The organism is Lonsdalea quercina subsp. quercina (assembly GCF_000688695.1).
Lineage (GTDB): Bacteria > Pseudomonadota > Gammaproteobacteria > Enterobacterales > Enterobacteriaceae > Lonsdalea > Lonsdalea quercina_D.
In genome coordinates this window covers 112,878-137,174 of sequence record NZ_JIBQ01000010.1, presented here as the reverse complement: position 1 = coordinate 137,174, position 24,297 = coordinate 112,878, and the positions used below count along the sequence as shown (strand labels likewise).

Below are 24,297 nucleotides of genomic sequence, written 5' to 3'. Positions count from 1 at the left end.
GTATCAATCGGAAAAGGCTTTCGATACGCCGGTGAACGGCTTAGCGTTTTTGGAAGTAGGTCATCGCCAACGCGGCGGCGAGCACCAGCCCCTTAATGATGTCCATGGCGTAATAAGGCACGGATAACATGACTAAACCATTCTGCAATACGCCCAGCAGTACGGCGCCGACCAGCGTGCCCAGTGCGTTCGGTTTGCCGGAACCGGCCAGCGAAAAGCCGATATAGGCGGCGGCCACGGCATCCATCAGATAGCCGCCACCGGCATTGACCTGAGAGGAACCGATGCGCGACGCCAGCAAGATACCGCCCAGTGCGGCCAGCAGGGAGGAAAATACATAGGCCATGACCCGGTAACGCGCGGTGCGAATACCGGCGAGGCGCGCGGCTTCGGGATTACCGCCGATGGCGTACATCCGGCGGCCGTGTTTGGTCAATGAGAGGAACAGTTGTACGACGACGGTGACCACCAGCATGATTACGACGATGGTCGGCACCTGCCCGAGAGTGGAGAAAAACTCCGGGATCAGACCTTCCGCCATTTCCCCGCTGGGTAAGACCATGTTTTGGGTGATTGAGCCGCCGTAGCTGTAGGTCATCGCGACACCTTGAATCACGAACAGACTCGCCAGGGTCGCCAGCATGTCTGGAATGCGCAGAATGACGATCAGGAAGGCGTTGAACAATCCCACCAGCATGCACAATGCCAGCGTCAGCAAAATAGCGCCCGTTGTGCCAAAGCCGTACCAGACGAATAGCGAAACCACCAGCGCATTAGCCAGTGAGGCCGTCGATCCCACAGACAGGTCGAAGCCGCCGACGGACAGAGACAGCGAAACGCCGATCGCGATCACCGTCACAATGGCGATGGACCGCAGGATGTTAATGATGTTGTACGGGTCGAGAAAATTATCTGATGCCAGTCCGAACAGCACCACCAGCGCGACAACGGTCAGCAGCATGCCCCATTTGTACAGGAAATCGAACAGACGATGAAAAACAGGGAGAGCCCCGTTAGATGAATGTGGCTGACTCACGCAGGAGTTCCTCCGGTTGAATACAATAAAAGAGTTTCTTCGTCCGTCGTCGCGGCGTCCAGTTCCGCTACGATACGGCCATCCCACAGGACGCAGATGCGATCGCACAGCCCCACCAGTTCGGAAAATTCGCCCGAGGCGTAAATAATGCCTTTCCCCTGACGCGACAGCTCGCCCATCAAACCAAACAAATCCTGCTTGGCTTTGATGTCCACGCCTTTGGTCGGTTCGTCGAAAATCAGCACCTGCATATCACTGCGCATCCATTTACCGATGGCGACCTTTTGCTGGTTGCCGCCGGATAATCGACGAATGGTCTGCTGTGGCCCCCGGGTACGGATGTCGAGCTGCCGGATCAATGTTTTCGCCCAGGCGGCGGCCTGACGTCCACTGAACACGCCCCAGCGGGAAAAGCTGTCGCTGGCGGCGATACTCAGGTTCATGGACACGGTTTCATCAATAAAAATGCCTTCTTTACGGCGTTCTTCCGGCACCAGTGCGATCCCGGCGGCGACGGCGTGGGCAGGCGTACGGGGTCTCCAGGGCTTTCCCCGATATTCTCCGGCGTTGATGCGACTCCGGCTCGCGCCAAATAGCGCCTTGCACAGTTCGGTCTTTCCTGCGCCCGCCAGACCGGCGATCCCCAGAATTTCGCCTTTGCGCAGCGTCAGAGAGATATTCTGCAGCAACGTGTCGTCATGCAGGCCTTCAACGCGCAACAGCGTCTCGTTGTGCATCACCGGTGAGCGTGGCGGGAAGATGTCGGTTAACTGATGACCGAGCATATTTTCAACGATCTGTTCGCTGCTCAACCCCTGCATCGGCGTACGGCTGACGAATTCGCCGTCGCGCAGAACGGTGAGCGTATCGCAAATCGCTTTCAGCTCGTGGATGCGGTGGGAGATGAACACGATGCCGATGCCTTCCGCCTGCAGGCGACGCACAACGGCAAAGAGTCGTTCGCTCTCTTCCTGGTCCAGCGGCGCCGTCGGTTCGTCGAGGATCAGAAAACGGCAGTCGTGCGACAGCGCGCGCGCCAGCAGCACCTGCTGTTTTTCCGCCAGCGAACAGTGCTCCATACGGCGACGCACGTCGAGGTTTATTCCCAGTTGAGCCAGCAAGGCAGCGGCTTGACGGCGAATGTGCGGCCAGTTCAGGCCGTGGCCGTTTTGCGCCAGCGTGTCCAGCATGATGTTTTCGGCGACCGAGAGCGTCGGCACTAGCGCCGCATCGACTTCCTGCTGAACCAGATGAATGCCGTACCGCTTAGCATCACGCGGGGAGTGGATAGAGAGGGTTTCGCCGTCCAGCAAAATGTTGCCGGTATAGCGGTCGTGCGACCCGGACAGAATCGCCATCAGGGTGGATTTTCCGGCGCCGTTAGCGCCGGTCAGAGCGTGGATAGAACCGCCCTCCAGGGCAAACTGCACCTGTTTTAACGCCGGGAAACCGGCGAAGGAGATGGAAATGTCGCGCATTTCCAAACGTGAACGGTGGGCAATGGACATAACTACGGCAACTCGTCTCGGCGATAAGGGATAGTGGCGTTAGCCGGCTGAAAATTAACACACTTTTTTGAGATAAAGAATGCAGAATAGTGGGGATTCGCGCCGCGTTTGAAAATGAAAAAGCATAACTTAAGCAAAAAAGTGATTAAGAATAGGGCCTGATGATTTTAAGATGCGTTGACGGTCTGACGACAAAAACCGCCATCGGGGTGAACGCTCCTGCCGCAATAAAAGGCCAACACGTTGTAACGCAAGGAATAATCGATAATGAGCACAACACCTATCCGCGTCCAGGTTGGGCCGGCGAATTACTTTTCCTTTCCAGGGGCTATCGACAAACTGACTGAATTCTATCCTGCGCCGATGCTTGAACGAGCGCTATGGATCCACGGCGCGCGCGCGCTGGATGCAGCGAAGCCATACCTGCCCGCGGCGTTTTCAGCAGAAGGCGCAAAGCGGGGATGCTTCGCCGCGCACTGCAGCGAAAGCGAAGTCGAGCGATGGGTCACTCTGGCGGGCGACGATCGTTCCGTGGTCATCGGCGTTGGCGGCGGGGCGGTGCTGGATACCGCCAAAGTGGTGGCGCGTCGTCTGGGCGTTCCGCTGGTGGCGATCCCGACCATCGCGGCGACCTGCGCGGCGTGGACGCCGCTATCCGTCTGGTATAACGACGAGGGACAGGCGTTACGGTTCGAAATTTTCGAAGACGCGAACCATATGGTGTTGGTGGAGCCGCGCATCATCCTGTCTGCCCCGGTGGACTATCTGCTGGCCGGTATCGGCGATACGCTCGCCAAGTGGTACGAAGCCGTGGTGCTAAGCCCCCGCCCGGAAACGCTGCCGCTGACCGTTCGGCTGGGCTTGCAGACGGCATTGGACATTCGCAACGTGTTGCTGCGACAAAGCGAAGCCGCGCTGAAAGCGGTTGAATCGGGAACGATCACTCAGGACTTTTTGGATGTGGTTGAAGCGATTATCGCCGGTGGCGGCATGGTCGGCGGTCTGGGCGAGCGTTACACCCGCGTGGCGGCGGCGCATGCGGTGCATAACGGTCTGACGGTGTTGCCGCATACAGAACGTTTTCTCCATGGCACCAAGGTGGCCTACGGCATTCTGGTGCAGTGCGCGCTGCTGGAAGATACCGATGCGCTGCTTGAGCTCAGCGCAGCGTTTCGTCTAATGGGGTTGCCCACTACGCTGGCCGATCTGGCGATAGACATCAACGACTCGGCGGCGATGAATGCAATTGTCGCTCGTACTCTACAACCGGGTGAATCCATCCACTATGTTCCGGTGGCGCTGGATGAGGTCCGGCTGATGACGGCGTTCAGGCAGGTGGAGTCCGTAAACGAGTAAGATAATGAAGACAGGGCGGTTTTCCGCCCTGAATGATTACTGCAATTTTTCGTAGGGAAATGAATTTTTGATGTAGCGAGTGTAATAGCTGCCTTTCGCGTTCGAGGCGAGCAGCTCTTCATAGATCATGCGCGCGACGCCTTGATACTGGTACAGGCTTCCATTCAGGAATTCGATTTCAAGGATGCTGGTCTCAGCATCGTAGCCGACGGCAAACAGATCGGCGGATGAAACACGCTTACGTTGCAAATTGGTCACTCCCTGTTAGCTGTGCAGCATTACCGCCGGAAACTGCAGGCGTTCTGCAATGCTGTGACTGTGTGTATCTTGTTTTGTCTACGGGATGGACATGCAAGGCAGGGCGCTGAAATCCGTAAAATCGGCCTGACGCCGCCAAACCTCAAAATGATAAGCCCTGCCTGTGCCCATGCAGGTATTAAACCCCTCTCACCTTATTGCTGCAAGAATTTCCCGTGGAAACGCAGGTGATCTTCGATGAAGCTGGCGATGAAAAAATAGCTGTGATCATAGCCCGGCTGCATGCGCAGCGTCAGCGGCCACCGTCGCTGGCGGGCGATCGCTTCCAGCGCCTGCGGCTGTAGCTGCTCAGGCAGGAACGGGTCGTCCTCGCCCTGATCGATCAGTATCGGCAGCGGATGCTCGCTGGCGGCCAACAGGTGGCAACTGTCGTAGTCGCGCCACCGCTTTTCGTCCTGACCCAGATAGGCGCTGAAGGCTTTGCGCCCCCAGGGCACCGCGCTGGGGTTGACGATAGGCGCGAAAGCCGACGCCGAACGATAGCGTCCCGGATGGCGCAGCGCGAGCATCAGCGCGCCGTGGCCGCCCATCGAATGACCGCTGATGGACTGACGGTCGCTGACCTTCACATGCTGTTGAACCAGCGCCGGCAGTTCGTCACTGAGGTAGTCGAACATTCGGTAGTGCGATGCCCACGGCGCTTCGGTCGCGTTAACGTAAAAACCTGCGCCCTGACCCAAATCGTACCCGCTGTCGTCGGCGACCGCCTCGCCACGCGGGCTGGTATCCGGGATGACCAGCGCCAATCCCAGCTCGGCCGCGACGCGCTGCGCACCGGATTTGACCGCGAAGTTCTCATCGGTGCAGGTCAGCCCGGAGAGCCAGTACAGAACTGGCGGCGGCGTTTTATCCGCCGTCGGCGGCAGGTAAAGACTGAACGTCATATCGCACTGCAGTACGGCAGAGGTATGGCGAAAGCGCTGTTGCCAGCCGCCGAACAGGCGATGTTGCTCCAGAAGTTCCAGTGGCGCAGTCATGACAGGGCGACCTCAGCTTAGTTGAAGTGAATCACGGTACGGATGGACTTACCTTCGTGCATCAAGTCGAAGGCGTCGTTGATGTCTTCCAGCTTCATCGTGTGGGTGATGAAGTCGGTCAGCGGGAATTCGCCATCCAGATAGCGTTGCACGATGTCCGGCAGCTGACTGCGGCCTTTCACCCCACCGAAGGCGGAACCACGCCATACGCGACCGGTCACCAGTTGGAACGGACGGGTTGAGATCTCTTCGCCCGCGCCTGCGACGCCGATGATCACAGACTCGCCCCAGCCTTTATGGCAGCACTCCAGCGCCGAACGCATGACGTTGACGTTGCCAATGCACTCGAAGGAGAAATCGACGCCGCCGTCGGTCATCTCGACGATGACGTCCTGAATCGGCTTGTCATACTCTTTCGGGTTCACCAGATCCGTTGCGCCCAGTTTACGCGCCAGCTCGAACTTGCTGGTATTGATGTCGATGCCGATGATACGTCCTGCGCCGGCCATTTTCGCCCCGATAATCGCAGAAAGTCCGATGCCGCCCAGACCGAATACCGCCACGGTGTCGCCCGGCTGAACTTTCGCCGTGTTGGTGACGGCGCCCATGCCGGTTGTGACACCACAACCCAGCAGGCAGACTTCTTCCAGCGGGGCTTCAGGGCTGATTTTCGCCAGCGAAATTTCCGGAACCACGGTGTGTTCGGCGAAAGTCGATGTTCCCATGTAATGGAAAATGGGCTGGCCGTCTTTCGAGAAGCGGGTGGTGCCGTCAGGCATCAGGCCTTTGCCCTGCGTGGTGCGGATTGCCTGACACAGGNTGGTTTTGCCCGAACGACAGAACTTACATTCGCCGCATTCCGGCGTGTAGAGCGGAATGACGTGATCGCCGACGGCGACGCTGGTGACGCCTTCGCCCACGGCTTCGACGATCCCTGCGCCTTCATGACCAAGGATCGCCGGGAACACGCCTTCGGGATCTTTACCGGACAGGGTATAGGCGTCCGTGTGGCAGACGCCGCTGGCGATGATGCGTACCAGGACTTCGCCTTTTTGCGGCGGCATCAAATCGACTTCTTCAATGGACAATGGCTGGTTGGGGCCCCAGGCGACGGCGGCACGGGTTTTAATGGTTTGCATGGTGAATTCCTGTATCAATGACTCGCGGTAATTTCACGGGGTCGTTATGGGTCACGATGAGGTCGCCCTGCGACCTCGCGAAAAGGCTTATTATGAGAATCGTTCAATCATCAGTTTTTTCAAGGCTTCGACGTTGGGACCGAAAGCATCCCGACGCCAGACCAGCTCGACGGCGATATCGGCGACCGTCTCAGGCAGCGAATGGACCTGAACCTGGCTGCCGCCGGGGATCGCGGTCAATACAGACTGAGGCAGAAATGCCGCGCCGGTCCCGCCGGCGACGCTCGCCACCAGCATGCTAAGCGAGTTCACCGTGCTCCACGGGCCTGATAGCGTGCTCTGACCGCGACTCCAGTCGGTGAGGCGAGACCGGTAATCGCTGGCATCGGCGGCTTGCAGGATCACAGCCCCGTCCAAATCTTTGGCCTGATTCACAGCAGGATGCTGGCGAGAGGTAATGAGCACCAGGCGATCGCTGACTATCCGACAGTGGTGCAGCGCCTCGTTGTCGATAGGACAACTGACCAACGCGGCGGCCAGATCGCCGTGACTCACTTCATCCAATAACTGTGATCCGGCGGCGCATTTCAGCGTGATCGCTACCTGCGGGAATCGAGAGTGAAATTGCGCCAACAGCTCGGGCAACCACAGCAGGGCGGCGGTTTCTTCCGTGCCCAGCATTAACTGTCCTCCCGGCGCGCCACTGTGGCTCATCGTTAACGCTTCATCGCTTAACGCGAGGATTTTGCGGGCGTATCCCAGAAAATTGTGTCCGGCTGGCGATAGCCGCAGGCGTTGTTTTTCACGGATGAACAGATCTGTACCGAGTTCCAACTCCAACTGACGTAACCGCGTTGTCAGATTGGAAGGAACCCGCTGGAGTTGCTCGGCGGCGCGAGCCATGGAGCCGCTATCGGCAACCAGACAAAACATGCGGAGTTGGGTTAGGTCCATCTTCTCTATTCGTGAATAAGTGTATCTGTTTAGTTTTGATAAACTGAATAGTATAGATTGATTTACATAGTTGCAATGTTTCTTAACTAAATGGGATACATTGCCCAAATTCGAGGCGGGAGGCAAACGGTGAGAAAGAGGATGTCACATCATTACATTTAAATATATAAATGTGTTAGGGTAGAGAACTCCTTCATTGATATTGGAAAAAAATGATGTCTGAACACTCACTGTTTACCCCCCTGACCCTGGGGGATTTCACGCTCCGTAACCGTATTGCCCTGCCGCCGTTGACCCGCTCCCGCAGCACCCAGCCGGGCGATATCCCCAACGATCTGATGGCGACCTACTATCGCCAGCGCGCCACCGCCGGTTTTATGGTGACGGAAGGCAGCCAGATTGAACCACAGGGGCAGGGCTATGCCTGGACGCCGGGTATTTATAATGCGGAGCAGGTGGCGGGCTGGCGTAAAGTGACCGACGCGGTACATGAAGAGGGCGGCGTGATTTTTTGCCAGCTCTGGCACGTGGGTCGCGTTTCGCATACCTCGCTGCAGCCGGGCGACGCAGCCCCGGTCGCGCCGTCTGCGCTGCGCGCCGAAAACGTCAAAGTCTTTATTGAAACCGGGCCGGGTACCGGCACCCTGGCGGACCCCAGTATGCCTCGTGCCCTGTCGACGGATGAAGTGAAGGCGCTGGTGCAGCAGTATCGCAAGGCGGCGGAAAATGCGCGGGACGCGGGCTTTGACGGCGTCGAACTGCATGCCGCCAACGGTTATCTGATCAACCAGTTTATCTCTCACCATACCAACCAACGTACCGATGAGTACGGCGGTTCGCTGACTAACCGTCTGCGATTCCTGAAAGAAGTGACCGAAGCCGTCATCGACGTTTTCGGCGCATCGCGTGTCGGTGTCCGTTTCGCGCCGCTGTTTGAAACAACCGACGAAGAGCGCGTTTATCTGGGGCTGGTGGAAAGCGATCCGCACCACACCTACGTCATGGCGGCTGCCATGTTGCAGTCGATGGGGATCGCCTATCTGTCTATCGCCGAAGCCGACTGGGAGAATAATCCCGAGCTGCCGGAAACGTTCCGTCAGGCGCTGCGTGAGACCTTTAAGGGCGTCATCATGTATGCAGGGAAATACACCCAAGAAAAAGCGGAACGCATGCTGGCGAAGGGATACGGCGATCTGTTCGGCTTCGGTCGTACCTTTATCGCCAACCCGGATTTACCGCACCGTATCCGGCATGGCTTGGCGTTAAACGCCGTTGACGCAGGCACGCTATATGGCGGAACGGATAAAGGTTATATTGACTATCCGTCGAGCTAAGAGTAATTAAGCGGGCGGCATCTGTTGAGATGCCGCTGACTATGACTACAAGGTGAATGATTTATGGGCTTAAACGAGGCGCTTAAAGCTTTTTCTCATCCTACGCGCAGAGCCATTCTGGTCTGGCTGAAAGACCCCGATACCGCTTTCGCCGATGAGACGCAGCTCTACGACTATCAGCGCTATGGCGTCTGCGCGAGCCTGATTCAGAGAAAAGCGGGCTTATCGCAGCCAGCGACCTCGCTATGCCTCAAAAGCCTGCAGGAATTGGGCGTGGTTGAAGCGACCAAAGTCGGCATATGGACCTACTACAAACGTAACGAAAGCCGTATATCCGACATTATGACGGCGTTGATCGACGATCTGGGCGTGACCCTTGCGGACGACGAGCCCACGCGTTAATCCTCTCCTTTCAAACACCCTTCACTTTATTTTCGCCATCACAGAGCGCGGTCTTTATTTCAATGACCGTGGGTCAAGGATTAAGTCAATGCGCCGGGTTTGAGCGCGCCACGACTTAATTAATAAGGCGAGAAAAAATAATCCCTTTGATGCAGCGGGCCGTAGCGCGTTAATCCTAATAGGAAGGTTATGAATATCCGTAACGGGAGTGATTATCTTTACCTATTTTAACAATCTTCGATCCTGTGGATTTAACGTACGCATAATAAGGGTAATGCATAAAAATATAACTTTAATCCAAGACGGGTAAGAAATTATCCTTTCATTTCAATAAATAATAAATATTTATTTTTTCACTAACGAATAAAAACAGTATTAAACTCGCCGTTTAAGCAGGGGGCCTTTACCCATTGATGTCTACCGCCGTTTGTTTTGTCATTTTTCACAATACTATCAAAAATAATAACTAACCTAATCGCTAGGCCGATATATACTAGCCGCGCCATTTGTTAATTGCGTGGTCCAGATATTGAAAAATGGAACGGCCAGGCGATCTCGCCGGCCCGCGACAACATACAGCACCTGTCATTCCTTTTAATAAAAGAACGATTTTACAGATTAATAGTCCGTGTTGTTTATCAGTACGGGCATGAAATCGTTAGTAAAACATACGGAGTTTATTTATGAGCTTTCTGAAGAATGTCACTATCAGGGCTATGATGTTAATCATACTTGGCATATTCCTTGTCCTTTGGGTCGGCGTATCTTTATTTACCGTTTCTGAATTTAATAAGATGGAGTCACTGCTCCAGGTCAATCAGTCGCAGAAAAAAAGTTATCTGTTACTGGTGAAAGGGGGCGATCAATATTTTCGTGCCGTGACGCGTATGCTGAGAAGCGCTGATTATGTGCAGCTGGGTGATGCGGCAACCGCGAAAACCCTGCTGGATTCAGCCGGCGCTGCCATAAAAAGCACCCAGGGTGCGCTGGACCAGTTCCGCCAAAGCGATCCGCTTGACGTGGACCCCGCGTTGTTTACTCAGACCGTATCTACTTGGTCTTCACTTATCGAGTCTGGAATTAACCCTATGTTCGCCGCATTGCAGGCTGGCCGTATCGACGAATTCCGGCAGATTTACCGCGTGACGTATCCTTCCCTGAGCGTCAGCTTTGCGGCTAATTCGGATCACTTTGCCGAGGTGTTGCAGGCCAACCGAGCTATCGACGACGTTCATGCGATGACCTCAATGAACAAACGCATACTGATCGTGACGATGGTGCTGGGCCTGATCATTCTGATTACCAGCGACCGTTATCTGGTCAACTATCTGGTGAAACCGATTAATCAACTGAAGTCGCACCTTGAACGTTTGAGCGAAGGTCAGCTGAGCCACCATTTGACTGAGTTTGGCCGCAACTGCGCCGGTCAGCTGTTCCCGCACGTAACCTTTTTGCAAAACAGCCTGCGGTCGACGGTGAGCACTATCCGCGATAGCGCCTTCTCCATTCATCAAGGCTCCAGCGAGATCCGCATGGGCAACAACGATCTGTCCGCGCGTACCGAACAGCAGGCCGCCGCGTTGCAGGAAACGGCAGCCAGCATGGAAGAGCTCAGTTCGACCGTGAAAATGAACGCTGAAAACGTCCATCAGGCCAGCAAATTGGCGCAAGAAGCGTCTATCGTCGCGCGCAAAGGCGGCGAGATCACGGATGAAGTCGTGGGCACGATGGATGACATTACGACCAGTTCCCGGAAGATTGCGGATATCACCAGCGTCATCAACGGCATCGCGTTCCAGACCAATATTCTGGCGTTGAATGCGGCGGTCGAAGCGGCCAGAGCCGGTGAACAAGGGCGTGGTTTCGCCGTGGTGGCAGGGGAAGTCCGCAATCTGGCGCAGCGCAGCGCTCAGGCGGCGAAAGAGATTGAAAGTCTGATCGCCGAATCGGTATCGCGTGTCGATATCGGTTCCAGCCAGGTGAAGAAAGCCGGCGAAGCGATGGGCACCATTATCACCTCGATTACGCACGTAAACGATCTGATTGGGGAAATCGCCTCGGCTTCGGACGAGCAGAGCCGAGGTATCGAGCAGGTCGGCACGGCGGTGACGCAAATGGACGGAGTGACTCAGCAGAATGCCGCGCTGGTGCAGGAAGCTTCCGCCGCCGCAGGATCTCTGGAAGAACAGGCGCGTCATCTGACCGATGCCGTTGCGGTCTTCAAACTGGATAACGAAGAGCGTCCGGCCTCGGGTCGCACGCCAAACGGTCAGGAGCTAAAACGCCCAGCGCTGAGCCAAATGCCGGCGTTGGTCGCCGCGCCCATCGCCAGCAAGACGCAAAACAGTCATGACAACTGGGAACAATTTTAATTTTCGTTGTTAATTTGCATCGTTAAGCGCACTGGTTTTGCCGGTGCGTTTTTTATTCCCCTTTCTCTCTCAACGCGTGCCCTATAACGACAATGGTCAGAATCGGTATGGCCCAAAATAGCCGTTCTTCTCGGCTCTCTTCGCGGGTCTCATTTTCTCTTTAGATAAAAGCGTGGCTCTGAATACCCCTTTTTATATCCGTGCCTATACTTAGGGCATTAAAACCCGGCAGGTGTCTGGGACGGTCGCCTACTCGCCGTTCATGCCTGACTGTATTTCTCTGGCGGGTTTTAAAATCAGCAAGTTAAGGCGAGCAACAGGGCAAAGTTTTGCGCGTCTTAACAGGGTTCATCATCGCGGTACATACGTTTATCGAAAAGAAAGAATATTGTTCGCGTCAGGGCGCGGACCTATTAAAGACTCTCATGGGGTGGGATATGCATTTTCTGAGAAACATCAGCATACATGCAATGGTATTAGCCATTGTAGGCACACTGATCGTGATATGGGGTATTGCGTCCGGATACAGTATTTATTCTCTGAATCAGGCGACGAATTTACTGACGCAGGGCGAAGAACAGAAAAAAGACTACTCCTTTTTGATTTACGGCAATGACCAGTATTTCCGCGCCGTGATCCGTCTCGAACGCGCGATGGATTATCTGCAGGATAACGATCAGGTTAACGCCAAGAAAACGATGGATATGGCGCAGGCCGCTATCCAGAATACGAAAACAGCGCTTGAGAACTTTAAAAATTCCGAACACATCGGGATTGAACCCACCACGTCAAGCAGAGTTTATACCAGCTGGGAAAAGGTGATCACGGATGCGGTAGACCCAATGAATGCCGCGCTGCAGCGTAATGACCTCGCGAGTTTTCGCACGCTGTTCCGCGAAGTTTTTCCGCCGATGGCCTGGACGTTCGGCGATGAGCTCAAAAAATACAGCGACGAAATGTCGGCCTCCAAAATCATTCCTTCTATCAATGAACATAATGCCCGTAACCGCAATACGATCATCATCGTGCTACTGGCCGGGATCATGGTGCTGGTCTTTACCGAATATTACCTGCGCAACTATCTGGTAAAACCGATCGCGGTCATCAAATCGCATCTGGCTCAGCTGACGGCAGGACGTCTGGGTTGCGAACTGATTGAGTTCGGACGCAACTGCGCCGGTCGATTGATCCCGGACATCAAGCTATTGCAGTCGCGACTGCGCGATACCGTGACCGCCATTCGCGACACCACGCGTTCCATTGACCACGGGACATCGGAAATCAAGGTGGGAAGCGAGGACCTGTCTCGGCGTACAGAGCAACAGGCGGCGGCGTTGCAGGAGACGGCCGCCAGCATGGAACAGCTGAGTTCGACCGTGAAACACAATGCGGACAATGTGCATCAGGCGCGTCTTCTGGCGCAGGATGCCGCGGGCGTGGCCAAGAAAGGGGGAGAAATCAGCAGCAACGTTGCCAAGACCATGGCAAAAATCACCTCCAGCTCCAGTAAGATCTCAGACATCACCAACGTGATTAACGGCATTGCGTTCCAGACCAACATTCTGGCGTTGAATGCGGCGGTGGAAGCCGCGCGCGGCGGCGAGCAGGGACGGGGATTCGCCGTAGTAGCGAGTGAGGTTCGCAGTCTCGCGCAGCGCAGCGCCCAGGCCGCGAAGGAGATCGCGGAGTTAATCGCAGAGTCGGAAGTGAATGTGCAGGTGGGCGATAAGCAGGTGCAGCAGTCTGCCGAAGCGATGGAAACCATCATCACGGCGATTGCCCACGTCAGCGATCTGATCGGCGAAATCAACGCCGCCACCGACGAGCAAACCCAGGGGATTACTCAGGTCGGCCAGGCCGTACATGAACTGGACGGCGTGACGCAACAAAATGCCGCGCTGGTGCAAGAGTCGACGGCGGCCGTCGCGCAGTTGGATCAGCAGTCGCACGAACTGGCGAACGTCGTGGCTCTCTTCCAGTTGGAAGATGACAACTGCCCAATCACGACCACGCGAATCCCGGCGGTGAAACAGAAACCGACGCCGGCCGTGAAACTTCTGCCTGCCACGCGGGCGAACAACAATGACGGTTGGGAAAAATTCTAAACGTCTCGCACCCGGTTATTCGGCTATTTACAACGAGCCGGATAACCGCTGCTCCCCATGTCGGCGGTCGTCATCTTTCATCACTTGCAGCAATTTCATCAATCACGATACACAATCACTGGATCATCGCCGAACTCTCCATTAGGCTGTGTCCCTCGTTAAATTGCGCGGATTCGCGCAGGGTGCATCCGTCAGTGGCACTGTATTGATTTCATGTGTGCAGTCGTCAATTCCACGGCCTGTTGCGGGCAACGCCTGAAGACGGTATGGCGCCGCATTAAGTTACCCCTGCTGGAGAACGATAATGTCATCACCTTTGACCCAAGAAGCCGCCCTGGTACATGAGGCGCTGCTGGCGCGCGGACTGGAAACGCCGCTGCGCGGGGAAATGCTGGACCGGGAGACCCGGAAAAGCCGCATCGCGGAACACATGACGGAAATCATGAATCTGCTCAGTCTGGATTTGACGGACGACAGCCTGACGGAAACGCCGCACCGTATCGCCAAGATGTACGTCGAAGAGATTTTCGCTGGCCTGGATTACACCAACTTCCCCAAAATCACCATCATTCAAAACAAAATGAAGGTGGATGAGATGGTGACGGTGCGCGATATCACGCTGACCAGCACCTGCGAGCATCACTTTGTGACCATCGACGGCAAGGCGACAGTCGCCTATATCCCTAAGGATGGCGTCATCGGCCTGTCCAAGATCAACCGCATTGTGCAATTTTTCTCCCAGCGTCCGCAGGTGCAGGAGCGTCTGACCCAGCAGATTCTAGTCGCACTGCAAACGCTGTTGGGCACCAATAACGTCGCCGTCTCTATCGATGCGGTGCATTACTGCGTCAAAGCGCGTGGTATTCGCGACGCTACCAGCGCCACCACCACCACGTCGCTGGGCGGTCTGTTCAAGTCCAGCCAGAATACGCGTCAGGAGTTCCTGCGCGCAGTGCGTCATCACAACTAAAGGTTCGCACGATCAAACTCACCGGCGTCTGTGCAAAGACGCCGGTTTTTTGCGCGCCTCACGCCGTTTTTGTCCTGTCGTTTGCGCTATCTCTTTGCCCGTGGCGGTAAAAGCGTAGGTTTTTAGACTCTCAGTCATTACAATTTACGGACCGAACAACACCCGTATTTACTTAGACTGCGAGCTACCTTTACGCCTATGGTCACTCCATCCCGAGTACAACCCCGCATTGCCACGTTGGATTTTGTCCGCGGTGTGGCGTTGCTTGGCATTCTGCTGATGAACGTTTCCGCCTTTGGTTTGCCCGAAGCCGCCTACCTTAATCCCGCCTATCACGGTCTGCCCTCTGTGCGCGACGCCTGGACCTGGGCGATCATGGATATTTTTGTGCAGGGGAAATTTCTGACCATGTTCGCCTTGCTGTTCGGCGCGAGCTTGCAGCTTTTACAGCCGAGAGGGCGGAGTTGGATCCACGCACGACTGTTCTGGCTGATGATCTTCGGCCTGATTCACAGCCTTTTCTTCTGGGATGGCGACATTCTGCTGGATTATGGGCTGATTGGTCTGGTGTGTTGCGGCATGCTGCGGATGGCTGACAGCCCCAGAATGCTGCTGCGCGCAGGGACGATCATGTATCTGGCGGGGATCGCCATACTGGTGGTTTTGAGTCAGCTGCTGAGCCAAACTGGCGGCCGATTTTGGCAGCCAGGTCCAGCCGATCTCGCCTATGAGGCGCACTGGCTGGTGACCGGCGGCCCGGAAGCCTGGAGCAATCGGCTCTCAATGTTGAGTCAAAGTCTGTTATCGATGGGCGTGCAGTACGGTTGGCTGCTCTGCGGGGCGATGCTGCTTGGCGGCGCGCTGATGCGCAGCGGGTGGCTCAAGGGCGAATTCAGCCTGAGCCACTATCGTAAAGTCGCGCTGGTGCTGCTGGTCCCCGCGCTGATCATCGACGGTGTGGGCGTGGCGGCGCAGTGGCATTTGAACTGGGAGTATCGCTGGTGCGGACTGTTGTTGCAGATCCCCGGCGAACTGAGCGCGCCGCTGCAAGCCATTGGCTATCTGGCGCTGTGCTATGGTTACTGGCCGACGCTGCGGCACTGGCGTCTGACGCAGTGGATTAGCGATATCGGACGGATGGCGCTAAGCAGCTATCTGCTGCAAACGCTGATCTGCACCACGCTGTTCTACAGGCTGGGTTGGTTCATGAAACTCGACCGGCTGGCGCTATTGGCGTTGGTGCCGCCGATGTGGATCGTCAATCTACTGTTTGCGCATTACTGGCTGCGGGTCTTCCGGCAGGGGCCGATGGAGTGGTTGTGGCGTCGCCTGACGCGGTTTGTCGCGGGCAAGCCTGATGTGGCTATCAGCGAATAAACTCGGTTTGATCATGGATGGAACGTGTCGGCGGATTTCTTGCCGACCGTTTCCGTATTGTCAGCCGGCAGATATTCGGGCGGCACGGCCGGATAGCCGGGCTCATCGGCAGAGATCGTATGCGGAGCGGGGATCGGGATCATCGGACCGAGAAACCGCGGTTCGCGCTTCAAAATATACAGATCGAACAACGTGCCCAGACGGGCGCCGAACTCCCGAATTCTCACCATCCAAATATCCTTAGGCGACGGCACCGCGTAGCACTGGGCCTGAATACCCAAATGCAGCGCAATAAACAGCGCGCGCTCACAGTGGAAGCGTTGGGTGATGATGGTGAAGTCGTTGGTGTCGAACACTTTGCGGGTGCGAACAATCGAGTCCAGCGTGCGGAAACCCGCGTAGTCGAGCACGATATCCATCGGCGCAACGCCTGCGGAAATGAGATCGCGCCGCATCGTCATCGGCTCGTTGTAGCTTTGCTGCGCGTTGTCGCCGCTGAGGAGCAGATAGCTGACTTTCCCGCTGTTATAGGCATTGAGCGCGCCCTGAATGCGGAACAGATAATATTGGTTAACGCCGCCTGCGCGGTAGTATTTTGCCGTACCCAGTACGACGCCGACGGGGCGGGCGGGTAGGTCTTTCAGGTCGTCGAAAATGTAGGGGGCGGTGCGCCAGCTGATGCAGCGGTCAAGCAGAAATGCGCCTCCTGCCAGCACCAGGATGCTGGTGAAAAGACCAAATGTCAGGCGTTTCCACATGCGTCTGCCTTACTCAGCACGAATCAAATCATGCGGCAAGGCTACTTTACCTGCCGGGCTCGCGCAAGGCGAAGCGTCCCGGGGGAACGCTTAATGATGAATTTTAGTGCAAGGGATCAATCAATAGGACAAAAACACCGGGGACGGGAGGAACAGTATTCCCCGGTGCGGCTTTATCAGACCCGGCTGCCCCACAGGTCATATTCGTCGGCGTGTTCGATTTTCACCGTAACGAGATCGCCCGGCTTGAGGCGCGTTTCGCCATTCAGATAGACCGCGCCGTCGATTTCCGGGGCGTCGGCCATGCTGCGGCCGATGGCGCCTTCTTCATCCACCTCGTCGATCAACACCGGCAGTTCCAACCCGATTTTCGCCTGCAGGCGCTGCGCGGAAATCTGCTGCTGTAACTGCATGAAGCGGTGGTAGCGCTCCTCTTTAATCTCTTCCGGCACGGGGTCGGGCAGTGTATTGGCGGTGGCGCCTTCCACCGGACTGAACTTGAAGCAGCCCACGCGATCCAGCTGCGCTTCTTTCAGGAAGTCCAACAGCATCTGAAAGTCCTCTTCCGTTTCGCCGGGGAACCCAACGATGAAGGTTGAGCGCAGCGTCAGCGTTGGGCAGATTTCGCGCCAGCGTTTGATGCGCTCCAGCGTGCGCTCAACCGCGCCGGGGCGCTTCATCAGCTTGAGAACCTTCGGACTGGCGTGCTGCAGCGGAATATCGAGATACGGCAGAATTTTGCCTTCCGCCATCAGCGGGATCACCTCGTCGACATGTGGGTAAGGGTAGACGTAGTGCAGGCGGACCCATATCCCAAGCGTCGCCAACTGCTCGCACAGGCTGACCATGCTGGACTTGACCGGCTGACCGTTCCAGAAACCGGTGCGGTGTTTGATGTCGGTGCCGTAGGCGGAGGTATCCTGCGAAATGACCAGCAGTTCTTTCACGCCGGCGTCGGCCAGACGCTTGGCTTCATCCAGTACGGAGCCGACCGGACGGCTATCCAGTTTTCCGCGCATCGAGGGGATGATGCAGAAGGTGCAGCGATGATCGCAGCCTTCGGAGATCTTAAGGTAGGCATAGTGACGCGGCGTCAGCTTCACGCCGGATTCCGGCACCAGGCTGGTGAACGGGTTGTGTTCCGGCTGTGGAACATAATGATGGACGTGCGACAGCACCTGCTCGTAGCTGTGCGGCCCGCTGATCTCCAGCACGTTGGGATGCACTTCGCGGATTTGATTCTCTTTGGCGCCGAGACAGCCGGTGACGATGACTTTACCGTTTTCATTGAGCGCTTCGCCGATGGTTTCCAGCGACTCCTGAACGGCGCTGTCGATGAAGCCGCAGGTGTTGACGATCACCAGATCGGCGTCGTGATAGCTCGGCACGACCTGATACCCTTCGGTGCGCAGCTCCGTGAGGATGCGTTCGGAGTCCACCAGGTTTTTGGGGCAGCCCAGGCTGACAAAACCAATTTTATTGCCCTGCGGCTTGTCGCCGCCATTCTTTTGCCGGGCCAGCGTTTTCTCCGGGGCCGCCAGCGTGGTGGTCTGCGAAGGATCGAAGGTGTTAACAGTCATAGCGTCTCATACATCGGGTTGTACGGGAAAAGTCGGCGGATTATACCTGAATCAACGGCAGGAAACAGATCCGGCCGCCAATCTTGACGGCGGATTGGGGCGTTTAGCTGAGGGGGATCATGACGTTGTTTTTGAACGCCGGACGCGTCGTCAATTGCTGGTACCAGCGCTCCAGATGGGGACGAGGCTGGCGNGTGATGGGCATGTTGAACCAGCCGTAGGCGATGCAGCCCAGCGGGATATCGCCGACGCCGAAGTGCTCTCCGGATAACCAGGGCTGAGTCGCCAGCGCGCTATCGGCGATGCTCAGCAGCGATTCGCAGCGATCGATATGGGTTTCCACGGTGACCTTATCGCGCTGGGCGGGAGGCGTGCGGATCATATTGATGAAGACGGGGCCAAAAAACGCCGCAAAAGAAATCGCCCAGTCCATCCATTTTTCCGCTCCCGCTCGCGCTTTCGGGTCGGCCAGATAGAGAGAACCTTGTCCATACTGTGCCGCCAGATAACGCACGATGCTGTTGGACTCCCACAGGACCAACGCCTCGTCCCGCAGACAGGGAACGAGCCCGTTGGGATTGAGTGCCAGATAATCGGGGTCGTGATTACCCCCGAAATCTCCGCCCAGGGGAATATGCTGGTACGTCAGCCCCAGCTCCTCTGCGCACCAGAGTACCTTCTTCACGTTCGTCGAGTTCTCGCGTCCCCACAGGGTTAGCATTGTGTTTATCCTTCTGTTACGTTTTGACCATCAAGGTCGATGAGACCAGGTGCCCGAGCGCGCCAAAAAAGGGCCCCTCGTTGTACCGATATAATCATAGGGTTTTTTATTATTTATTTATGACGCTGATTCCCCTAATAATCATGATAACCAACGACAACAATGATCAGACAGGAAGGGTATTATGACATTTTCTCATTCTATGCGAGCGACGTTTGCCGCCGCGCTGTTGGCCTCGGGTATTCACGGCGCTTTCGCGCAGAGTGACGCACACACCATCGTATTCGGCGTCGCGCCGGGTCCTTATGGCGATATGGTTAAACAGGCCATCAAACCGGAGCTGACGCAGAAAGGCTACAAAGTCGTGGTGCGCGAATTCAGCGACTACGTGCAGCCCAACCTCGCGTTGTCGAACGGCAGCATCGACGCCAACCTGTTTCAGCATACGCTATATCTGGACAAGTTCGCGGCGGATAAAGGTCTGAAACTGACCCGCCTAATTGCGGTGCCGACTGCCAGCATGGGGTTCTATTCGCGCAAAATCACCTCGCTGGACCAACTGAAGAAAGGCGACATCGTGACGTTATCTAACGATCCCACCAACCTGGCGCGTAGCCTGCGTTTCCTGCAAACGCTGGGACTGATTACCATCAAGCCGGATATCGATCCGACCAAAGCGTCGGAAAAAGACATTGTGGGCAACCCGCGTGGGCTGGTGTTCAAACCGCTTGAAGCCGCTCAGCTGCCGCGCACGCTGGATAGCGTGACGGCCTCGTTGATCAACGGTAACTTCGCCATTTCCGCCGGACTGAAACTTTCTTCCGCGCTGAAGCTGGAAACGCTGGATGAGAATCTCAAGAACGTCATTGCCGTCCGGACGGCGGATGTGGACAAGCCGTTCGTGAAGGACATCAAAGCCGCCGTCGAGTCGCCGGCATATGCGGCCGTGATCGACAATCCGGCGACGATGTTCAGTCAGTTCCAGAAACCGGAATGGATGCATGCGCAGACGCCAGCGCCGACGACCGCCCCATAACGGTCTGGCCGCGTCACCTTTTATAGAGCCGGTCAATGACCGGCTTTCTGTTGTTCCGTTATTCGGTCGGGAGTGCGCGAACCATGATTCGCATAGACAATGTCAGCGTTGACTTTCCTCATGGAAAACAACGAGAAACTAAAGCGGTGGATAATGTTTCACTGCATATCCGCCGGGGCGATGTGTATGGCATCGTCGGGGCGAGCGGGGCGGGGAAAAGTACTTTGCTGCGCACCATCAACCTGTTGCAGCGCCCGACCTCGGGCCATGTCAGCGTGAACGGCGTGCGTATAAGCGACCTTCGCGGCGCCAGGCTGCGACACTGTCGGCAAAAAGTCGGCATGATTTTCCAGCATTTTAATCTGATGCAGACGCGCACGGTTGCGCAAAATGTCGCTTTCAGCCTGAAATCAGCGGGCAAGTCCGGGGCGGAGATTGAGCGGCGGGTGCCGGAGATTCTGGCGCTGGTCGGGCTGGCGGACAAGGCTCAAGCCTACCCCGCGCAGCTCAGCGGCGGCCAGAAGCAGCGTGTCGGCATCGCGCGGGCCATCGCCAACCATCCGGAAGTGCTGCTGTGTGATGAGCCAACCTCGGCGTTGGATTTGGAAACCGCTGCCGCGATCCTCGCGTTGCTGAAAGAGATCAATCTGAAGCTCGGGATCACCATCGTGCTGATTTCTCATGAAATGAGCGTCATCAAGATGATCTGTAATCGCGTCGCGGTGATGACCGGCGGGCGCGTGGTGGAAGAGGGCGACGTGTTCGATATTTTCGCCACCCCGCAGCATGATTTCACTCGTCAGCTGGTGGCGCATACGCTGAATCTGGAACTGCCTAGCCGGTTGAAAGAGGATTTGCGGGGGACGCTGCTGAAGATCCTGTTCGTCGGCGACTCCGCCGAACAGCCGGTCCTGTCGGACGTCGCGACGCGCTTCGGCGTGTCCGTGAATATTCTGCACGGCAAAATCGAGTATATCGGTAATCGGGCGCTGGGGATCCTGGTGGCGCTACTGACGCACGCGACGGACCCCTCGCAGGTGACGGCCGCCGTCGAATATATCCGCCATAAAACCGCTAACGTGGAGGTGTTGCATGGATGAGTTGTGGGGTGATCTGATTGCCGCATTCGGTGAAACGTTCCAGATGGTAGGCATTTCTACTTTCTTCGCTGTGATCGGCGGCCTGCCGCTTGGGCTGTTGATCTACGTCACTGACCGGCATCTTTTCTGGGAGAACCGCTTTTTCTATCTGCTCAGCACCGTTTTGGTGAACATCATTCGTTCTATCCCGTTCGTCATTTTGCTGGTGCTACTGCTGCCGTTGACGCAGATCCTGCTCGGCAACACCATCGGTCCTATTGCGGCCTCGGTGCCGATGTCCGTCGCCGCTATCGCTTTTTATGCGCGACTGGTGGACAGCGCGTTGCGCGAAGTCGACCCGGGAATAGTGGAAGCCGCGGAGGCGTTCGGCGCCAGTCCGATGCGCATTATCGGCACGGTGTTGCTGCCGGAGGCTCGCTCCGGACTGTTGCGCGGTCTGACGATTACGCTGGTCAGCCTGATCGGCTACTCGGCGATGGCGGGCATCGTCGGCGGCGGCGGTGTGGGGGATCTGGCGATCCGCTTCGGCTATTACCGTTATGAAACTCAGGTCATGATCGTGACGGTCATTGCGCTGGTGATTCTGGTGCAGATTGTACAAACGCTAGGCGACTGGCTGGCAAAACGCGCCGATAAACGCGAACGCCGCTGATCGCCTTCAAGCGCTTTTCTCACTGCCCAATGGCGGCGGTGGGAAAGGCGTGACGAGCGACTTCCCGCTTTTTCCACTGACACCCTCGCTATTTCATCGCATCCACGCTCTTTCCAAGGTTTGAGTAACTTTACACATTGAGACGTTTTATTACGGCACGTGAACGGCTACTTTTGAGTGTGTCAGAATATGTCTGCAAAGAGTTCCTCTCCGTAGTTAACGACGTAAGGACAGAGCGGTTAAACGATGAAAATAATGAAGCGTTTTCCCCACTTACAGGCTGGTGTCGCCAGCCTGCTCTTCGTAACGGTATTCCCCGCCGCCGCGGAACAAGCGCCTCCCGCGCCTCAGATCGAGGCGAAAGCCTACATCCTGATGGACTTCCACAGCGGCCAGGTGCTGGCCGAATCCCAGGCGGATGAACGGCTCGATCCCGCGAGTCTGACCAAGATCATGGCCAGCTACGTGATCGGGCAGGCGGTGAAAGCCGGCAAAATCAAAACGACCGATGTGGTGACCGTCGGAAAAGATGCCTGGGCAACCGGTAATCCCGCTCTGCGCGGTTCCTCGTTGATGTTCCTGAAACCCGGCGATCAGATTGCGGTTTCAGAACTGAATAAAGGCATCGTCATTCAGTCCGGCAACGATGCCAGCATCGCGCTGGCGGACTATGTGGCGGGCAGTCAGGACGCATTCGTGGGACTGATGAATCAGTACGTCAAAGTACTGGGGTTGACCAATACGCATTTTCTGACGGTTCACGGGCTGGATGCCGAGGGGCAGTACAGCACCGCGCGCGATATGGCGCTTCTTAGCCGGGCGCTGATCCGCGATGTGCCTGACGAGTATGCATTACACAAAGAGAAGTCTTTCACCTTTAACAATATCCGTCAGATGAACCGGAATCGCCTGCTGTGGAGTAGCAACCTGGCCGTGGACGGGGTGAAGACCGGACATACCAGCGGCGCAGGCCATAATCTGGTGGCTTCCGCCACGCAAGGAGAGATGCGCCTGATTTCCGTGGTGCTGGGCGCACCGACCGATGCTATACGCTTTCGCGAAAGTGAAAAGCTGCTGACCTGGGGATTTCGATTCTACGACACGGTCACACCCGTGCGCAGCGATACGGTGCTGACCACGCAACGTGTGTGGTTCGGCGAGAGTGCGCAGGCGCGTTTAAGCGTGGCTGAAGACGCCGCGCTCAGCATTCCCAAAGGACAGAGCAAAAATCTGCGGGCCAGCTATACGATCAGCGCACCACCGCTGACGGCGCCGCTGAAAAAAGGGCAGGCCGTCGGGACGGTGGATTTTCAGCTTGAGGGTAAATCCATCGCTCAGCGTCCGCTGGTGGCGATGGACGACGTGCCGGAAGCGGGGTTCTTTAGCCGCATGTGGGATGCGGTGCTGATGAAGCTGAATCAGTGGTTTGGCGGCCTGTTGGGGTAAGCATCTCATCTGGCGTTTCCGGCCGCGGCGGGGTGAGCAGTTGAATGCCCTGTTCGGCGCAGTAGCTGATGTAGTCGGTGGCCGGTAAACGGTCGCTGACCACTATATTGAAGAGCGTCAGTTCGCCGATGCGGGCCGGGCTGCGTTTGTCGAATTTGCTGTTGTCGACGACCAGAACATTGCGCTGACTCGCTGATAACGCGCGGTGTTTTATCGCCAGTTCGGCGACGTCGAGACAGGTCGCGCCTACCTGAAGATCAATCCCTTCCGCGGAGATAAAGGCGACATGCGGGCAGAGATGGTCCATGTCGTACTGGTGGCCTATCGGGGTAAACAGGGCTTTGCTCGCGTTGAACAGTCCGCCCAGCAAGATCGCCTGACACAGGGGCTTATTTTGCAGCGCCATAAAGGTGTTGAGCGAGTAGCAGACGCCGGTGAAGCAGATATCGTCCGGGATCGCTTCGATGATGAAGCTGGTCGTGGTGCCGCAGTCGAAAAAGACGATGTCGTTGGCTTCGACCAGCTGCGCCGCACATTCACCGGTCTGGCGTTTCTCTTCCACCTGACACTGTTCCCGATCGGCAATGAGATAACCGCCGACATTGTGGCTCCGAGGATCGCTGACCACATAGCCGCCCAGCAACATCACGCTGGTCTCCTCACTGTTGAGGTCGCGCCTCACGGTCATCTCAGAAACGCCCAGCAACAGTGCTGCCTCTTTGAGGTGCATTTTGTCGGTTTTCTTCAAGGCGCGTGCCAGTGTGTTTAGCCGTTCGATGCGGCGCATTACCATGATGATCCCCAGTAAATAAAGTCAAAATAAAAAGTGCAGTGCGAAAGGTGTCCGCCTCCTTGTTAACGACAGCCCCGTCGACAGCGATAGGCTGACGCCAACGCGAGGTTGTCCAAGTTCAGAGGTCTAAAAGGTGGCGCACAGCGTGTTCTGTGTACCGTGCCAGAGTGCGGTCGACCGCAGCCTGAAGCAGCAGGAACAGCCATGTTCATGCGGGAAATAGCCTGAGCCGGTGAGTCGGCAGACGGGACAGTAATATAGCGGTTTAGATAACGGTGGTGCAAACAGACATTAAGAAACTAATGGAATAGGTATTTAAATAAGTATAACTAATTACAAAATAGGGTAATTAGCCTCCTATCA

The 24,297-nt window shown here is 56.4% G+C and carries 21 protein-coding genes; 11 read left to right on the top strand and 10 right to left on the bottom strand.

Annotated features, from left to right (window positions below; genetic code table 11):
- Nucleotides 1-40 precede the first annotated feature (40 nt).
- Together SB13_RS11530 and SB13_RS11525 are read right to left on the bottom strand one after the other, a co-directional pair.
- Nucleotides 41-1,036: an ABC transporter permease gene (locus tag SB13_RS11530; protein ID WP_026740500.1), complete on the bottom strand. Its 996-nt coding sequence runs from the start codon at nt 1,034-1,036 to the stop codon at nt 41-43.
- Nucleotides 1,033-2,544, bottom strand: a complete 1,512-nt coding sequence (locus SB13_RS11525; protein WP_026740499.1) for a sugar ABC transporter ATP-binding protein — start codon at nt 2,542-2,544, stop codon at nt 1,033-1,035. The genes SB13_RS11530 and SB13_RS11525 overlap by 4 nt, the downstream gene beginning before the upstream one ends.
- A 267-nt stretch (nt 2,545-2,811) precedes the next feature.
- Between SB13_RS11525 and SB13_RS11520 the strand changes: the two genes are divergently transcribed.
- On the top strand, nt 2,812-3,900 hold the full coding sequence (locus SB13_RS11520; protein WP_026740498.1) for an oxidoreductase: 1,089 nt from the start codon (nt 2,812-2,814) through the stop codon (nt 3,898-3,900).
- A 36-nt stretch (nt 3,901-3,936) separates the two neighbouring features.
- On the opposite strand, the gene SB13_RS11515 is transcribed toward SB13_RS11520, so the two are convergent.
- The 4 genes from SB13_RS11515 to SB13_RS11500 all read right to left on the bottom strand — a co-directional run bounded on the left by SB13_RS11515 (nt 3,937) and on the right by SB13_RS11500 (nt 7,288).
- On the bottom strand, nt 3,937-4,149 hold the full coding sequence (locus SB13_RS11515; RefSeq protein WP_026740497.1) for a KTSC domain-containing protein: 213 nt from the start codon (nt 4,147-4,149) through the stop codon (nt 3,937-3,939).
- A gap of 203 nt (nt 4,150-4,352) precedes the next feature.
- A complete protein-coding gene (gene fghA, locus SB13_RS11510) occupies nt 4,353-5,195 on the bottom strand; it encodes an S-formylglutathione hydrolase (RefSeq protein ID WP_026740496.1) in 843 nt (280 codons plus the stop codon).
- A 17-nt stretch (nt 5,196-5,212) separates the two neighbouring features.
- Nucleotides 5,213-6,334 (bottom strand): S-(hydroxymethyl)glutathione dehydrogenase/class III alcohol dehydrogenase, encoded by a 1,122-nt coding sequence (locus SB13_RS11505; RefSeq protein WP_026740495.1) that lies wholly within the window; start codon nt 6,332-6,334, stop codon nt 5,213-5,215.
- Nucleotides 6,335-6,424: 90 nt separating this feature from the next.
- Nucleotides 6,425-7,288, bottom strand: coding sequence for a LysR family transcriptional regulator (locus tag SB13_RS11500; protein WP_026740494.1), 864 nt, complete (start codon nt 7,286-7,288; stop codon nt 6,425-6,427).
- A gap of 215 nt (nt 7,289-7,503) precedes the next feature.
- Here SB13_RS11500 and SB13_RS11495 point away from each other — a divergent pair, with 215 nt between their 5' ends.
- The 6 genes from SB13_RS11495 to yeiB all read left to right on the top strand — a co-directional run bounded on the left by SB13_RS11495 (nt 7,504) and on the right by yeiB (nt 15,848).
- The gene (locus tag SB13_RS11495; protein ID WP_026740493.1) at nt 7,504-8,622 is read left to right on the top strand and encodes an alkene reductase; all 1,119 of its coding nucleotides are present in this window, start codon (nt 7,504-7,506) and stop codon (nt 8,620-8,622) included.
- A 63-nt stretch (nt 8,623-8,685) separates the two neighbouring features.
- Nucleotides 8,686-9,024 carry an ArsR/SmtB family transcription factor gene (locus tag SB13_RS11490; protein WP_026740492.1) on the top strand — a complete coding sequence of 113 codons (339 nt, stop codon included), beginning with the start codon at nt 8,686-8,688 and terminating at the stop codon, nt 9,022-9,024.
- 683 nt (nt 9,025-9,707) lie between these two features.
- Complete coding sequence (locus SB13_RS11485) at nt 9,708-11,396, top strand: methyl-accepting chemotaxis protein (RefSeq protein WP_026740491.1); 1,689 nt, start codon at nt 9,708-9,710, stop codon at nt 11,394-11,396.
- A 437-nt stretch (nt 11,397-11,833) separates the two neighbouring features.
- Nucleotides 11,834-13,501 carry a methyl-accepting chemotaxis protein gene (locus SB13_RS11480; protein WP_026740490.1) on the top strand — a complete coding sequence of 556 codons (1,668 nt, stop codon included), beginning with the start codon at nt 11,834-11,836 and terminating at the stop codon, nt 13,499-13,501.
- Nucleotides 13,502-13,805: 304 nt separating this feature from the next.
- The gene (gene folE / locus SB13_RS11475; RefSeq protein ID WP_026740489.1) at nt 13,806-14,471 is read left to right on the top strand and encodes a GTP cyclohydrolase I FolE; all 666 of its coding nucleotides are present in this window, start codon (nt 13,806-13,808) and stop codon (nt 14,469-14,471) included.
- 198 nt (nt 14,472-14,669) lie between these two features.
- A complete protein-coding gene (yeiB, locus tag SB13_RS11470; protein ID WP_026740488.1) occupies nt 14,670-15,848 on the top strand; it encodes a DUF418 domain-containing protein YeiB in 1,179 nt (392 codons plus the stop codon).
- An 11-nt stretch (nt 15,849-15,859) separates the two neighbouring features.
- Here the strand turns inward: yeiB and sanA are convergent, their stop codons facing one another.
- The 3 genes from sanA to SB13_RS11455 all read right to left on the bottom strand — a co-directional run bounded on the left by sanA (nt 15,860) and on the right by SB13_RS11455 (nt 18,907).
- Nucleotides 15,860-16,606 (bottom strand): outer membrane permeability protein SanA, encoded by a 747-nt coding sequence (gene sanA / locus SB13_RS11465; RefSeq protein ID WP_051616525.1) that lies wholly within the window; start codon nt 16,604-16,606, stop codon nt 15,860-15,862.
- A 176-nt stretch (nt 16,607-16,782) separates the two neighbouring features.
- Nucleotides 16,783-18,186: a 30S ribosomal protein S12 methylthiotransferase RimO gene (rimO, locus tag SB13_RS11460; RefSeq protein WP_235202403.1), complete on the bottom strand. Its 1,404-nt coding sequence runs from the start codon at nt 18,184-18,186 to the stop codon at nt 16,783-16,785.
- Between the two features lie 103 nt (nt 18,187-18,289).
- Nucleotides 18,290-18,907: a glutathione S-transferase family protein gene (locus tag SB13_RS11455; RefSeq protein WP_026740486.1), complete on the bottom strand. Its 618-nt coding sequence runs from the start codon at nt 18,905-18,907 to the stop codon at nt 18,290-18,292.
- 184 nt (nt 18,908-19,091) lie between these two features.
- Between SB13_RS11455 and SB13_RS11450 the strand changes: the two genes are divergently transcribed.
- The 4 genes from SB13_RS11450 (at nt 19,092) to SB13_RS11435 (ending at nt 23,141) form a co-directional block, all read left to right on the top strand.
- Nucleotides 19,092-19,943 (top strand): MetQ/NlpA family ABC transporter substrate-binding protein, encoded by an 852-nt coding sequence (locus tag SB13_RS11450; RefSeq protein ID WP_026740485.1) that lies wholly within the window; start codon nt 19,092-19,094, stop codon nt 19,941-19,943.
- Nucleotides 19,944-20,026: 83 nt separating this feature from the next.
- Nucleotides 20,027-21,043: a methionine ABC transporter ATP-binding protein gene (locus SB13_RS11445; RefSeq protein ID WP_026740484.1), complete on the top strand. Its 1,017-nt coding sequence runs from the start codon at nt 20,027-20,029 to the stop codon at nt 21,041-21,043.
- On the top strand, nt 21,036-21,695 hold the full coding sequence (locus SB13_RS11440; protein ID WP_026740483.1) for a methionine ABC transporter permease: 660 nt from the start codon (nt 21,036-21,038) through the stop codon (nt 21,693-21,695). Before SB13_RS11445 ends, SB13_RS11440 begins: the two co-directional genes overlap by 8 nt.
- Before the next feature lie 255 nt (nt 21,696-21,950).
- The gene (locus tag SB13_RS11435) at nt 21,951-23,141 is read left to right on the top strand and encodes a serine hydrolase (RefSeq protein ID WP_026740482.1); all 1,191 of its coding nucleotides are present in this window, start codon (nt 21,951-21,953) and stop codon (nt 23,139-23,141) included.
- Here SB13_RS11435 and deoR read toward each other — a convergent pair.
- Nucleotides 23,077-23,934 carry a DNA-binding transcriptional repressor DeoR gene (gene deoR / locus SB13_RS11430; protein ID WP_072000248.1) on the bottom strand — a complete coding sequence of 286 codons (858 nt, stop codon included), beginning with the start codon at nt 23,932-23,934 and terminating at the stop codon, nt 23,077-23,079. The two genes, SB13_RS11435 and deoR, sit on opposite strands and share 65 nt — an antisense overlap.
- Between the last annotated feature and the right edge of the window lie 363 nt (nt 23,935-24,297).

Excerpts from the sequence above, each read along its gene's own strand:
- SB13_RS11525 (WP_026740499.1), bottom strand. The coding sequence starts at position 2,544 with ATGTCCATTGCCCACCGTTCACGTTTGGAAATGCGCGACATTTCCATC.
- SB13_RS11520 (WP_026740498.1), top strand. The coding sequence starts at position 2,812 with ATGAGCACAACACCTATCCGCGTCCAGGTTGGGCCGGCGAATTACTTT.
- fghA (WP_026740496.1), bottom strand. The coding sequence starts at position 5,195 with ATGACTGCGCCACTGGAACTTCTGGAGCAACATCGCCTGTTCGGCGGC.
- SB13_RS11500 (WP_026740494.1), bottom strand. The coding sequence starts at position 7,288 with ATGGACCTAACCCAACTCCGCATGTTTTGTCTGGTTGCCGATAGCGGC.
- SB13_RS11495 (WP_026740493.1), top strand. The coding sequence starts at position 7,504 with ATGTCTGAACACTCACTGTTTACCCCCCTGACCCTGGGGGATTTCACG.
- SB13_RS11490 (WP_026740492.1), top strand. The coding sequence starts at position 8,686 with ATGGGCTTAAACGAGGCGCTTAAAGCTTTTTCTCATCCTACGCGCAGA.
- SB13_RS11485 (WP_026740491.1), top strand. The coding sequence starts at position 9,708 with ATGAGCTTTCTGAAGAATGTCACTATCAGGGCTATGATGTTAATCATA.
- SB13_RS11480 (WP_026740490.1), top strand. The coding sequence starts at position 11,834 with ATGCATTTTCTGAGAAACATCAGCATACATGCAATGGTATTAGCCATT.
- folE (WP_026740489.1), top strand. The coding sequence starts at position 13,806 with ATGTCATCACCTTTGACCCAAGAAGCCGCCCTGGTACATGAGGCGCTG.
- yeiB (WP_026740488.1), top strand. The coding sequence starts at position 14,670 with ATGGTCACTCCATCCCGAGTACAACCCCGCATTGCCACGTTGGATTTT.
- sanA (WP_051616525.1), bottom strand. The coding sequence starts at position 16,606 with ATGTGGAAACGCCTGACATTTGGTCTTTTCACCAGCATCCTGGTGCTG.
- rimO (WP_235202403.1), bottom strand. The coding sequence starts at position 18,186 with ATGACTGTTAACACCTTCGATCCTTCGCAGACCACCACGCTGGCGGCC.
- SB13_RS11450 (WP_026740485.1), top strand. The coding sequence starts at position 19,092 with ATGACATTTTCTCATTCTATGCGAGCGACGTTTGCCGCCGCGCTGTTG.
- SB13_RS11445 (WP_026740484.1), top strand. The coding sequence starts at position 20,027 with ATGATTCGCATAGACAATGTCAGCGTTGACTTTCCTCATGGAAAACAA.
- SB13_RS11440 (WP_026740483.1), top strand. The coding sequence starts at position 21,036 with ATGGATGAGTTGTGGGGTGATCTGATTGCCGCATTCGGTGAAACGTTC.
- SB13_RS11435 (WP_026740482.1), top strand. The coding sequence starts at position 21,951 with ATGAAGCGTTTTCCCCACTTACAGGCTGGTGTCGCCAGCCTGCTCTTC.
- deoR (WP_072000248.1), bottom strand. The coding sequence starts at position 23,934 with ATGGTAATGCGCCGCATCGAACGGCTAAACACACTGGCACGCGCCTTG.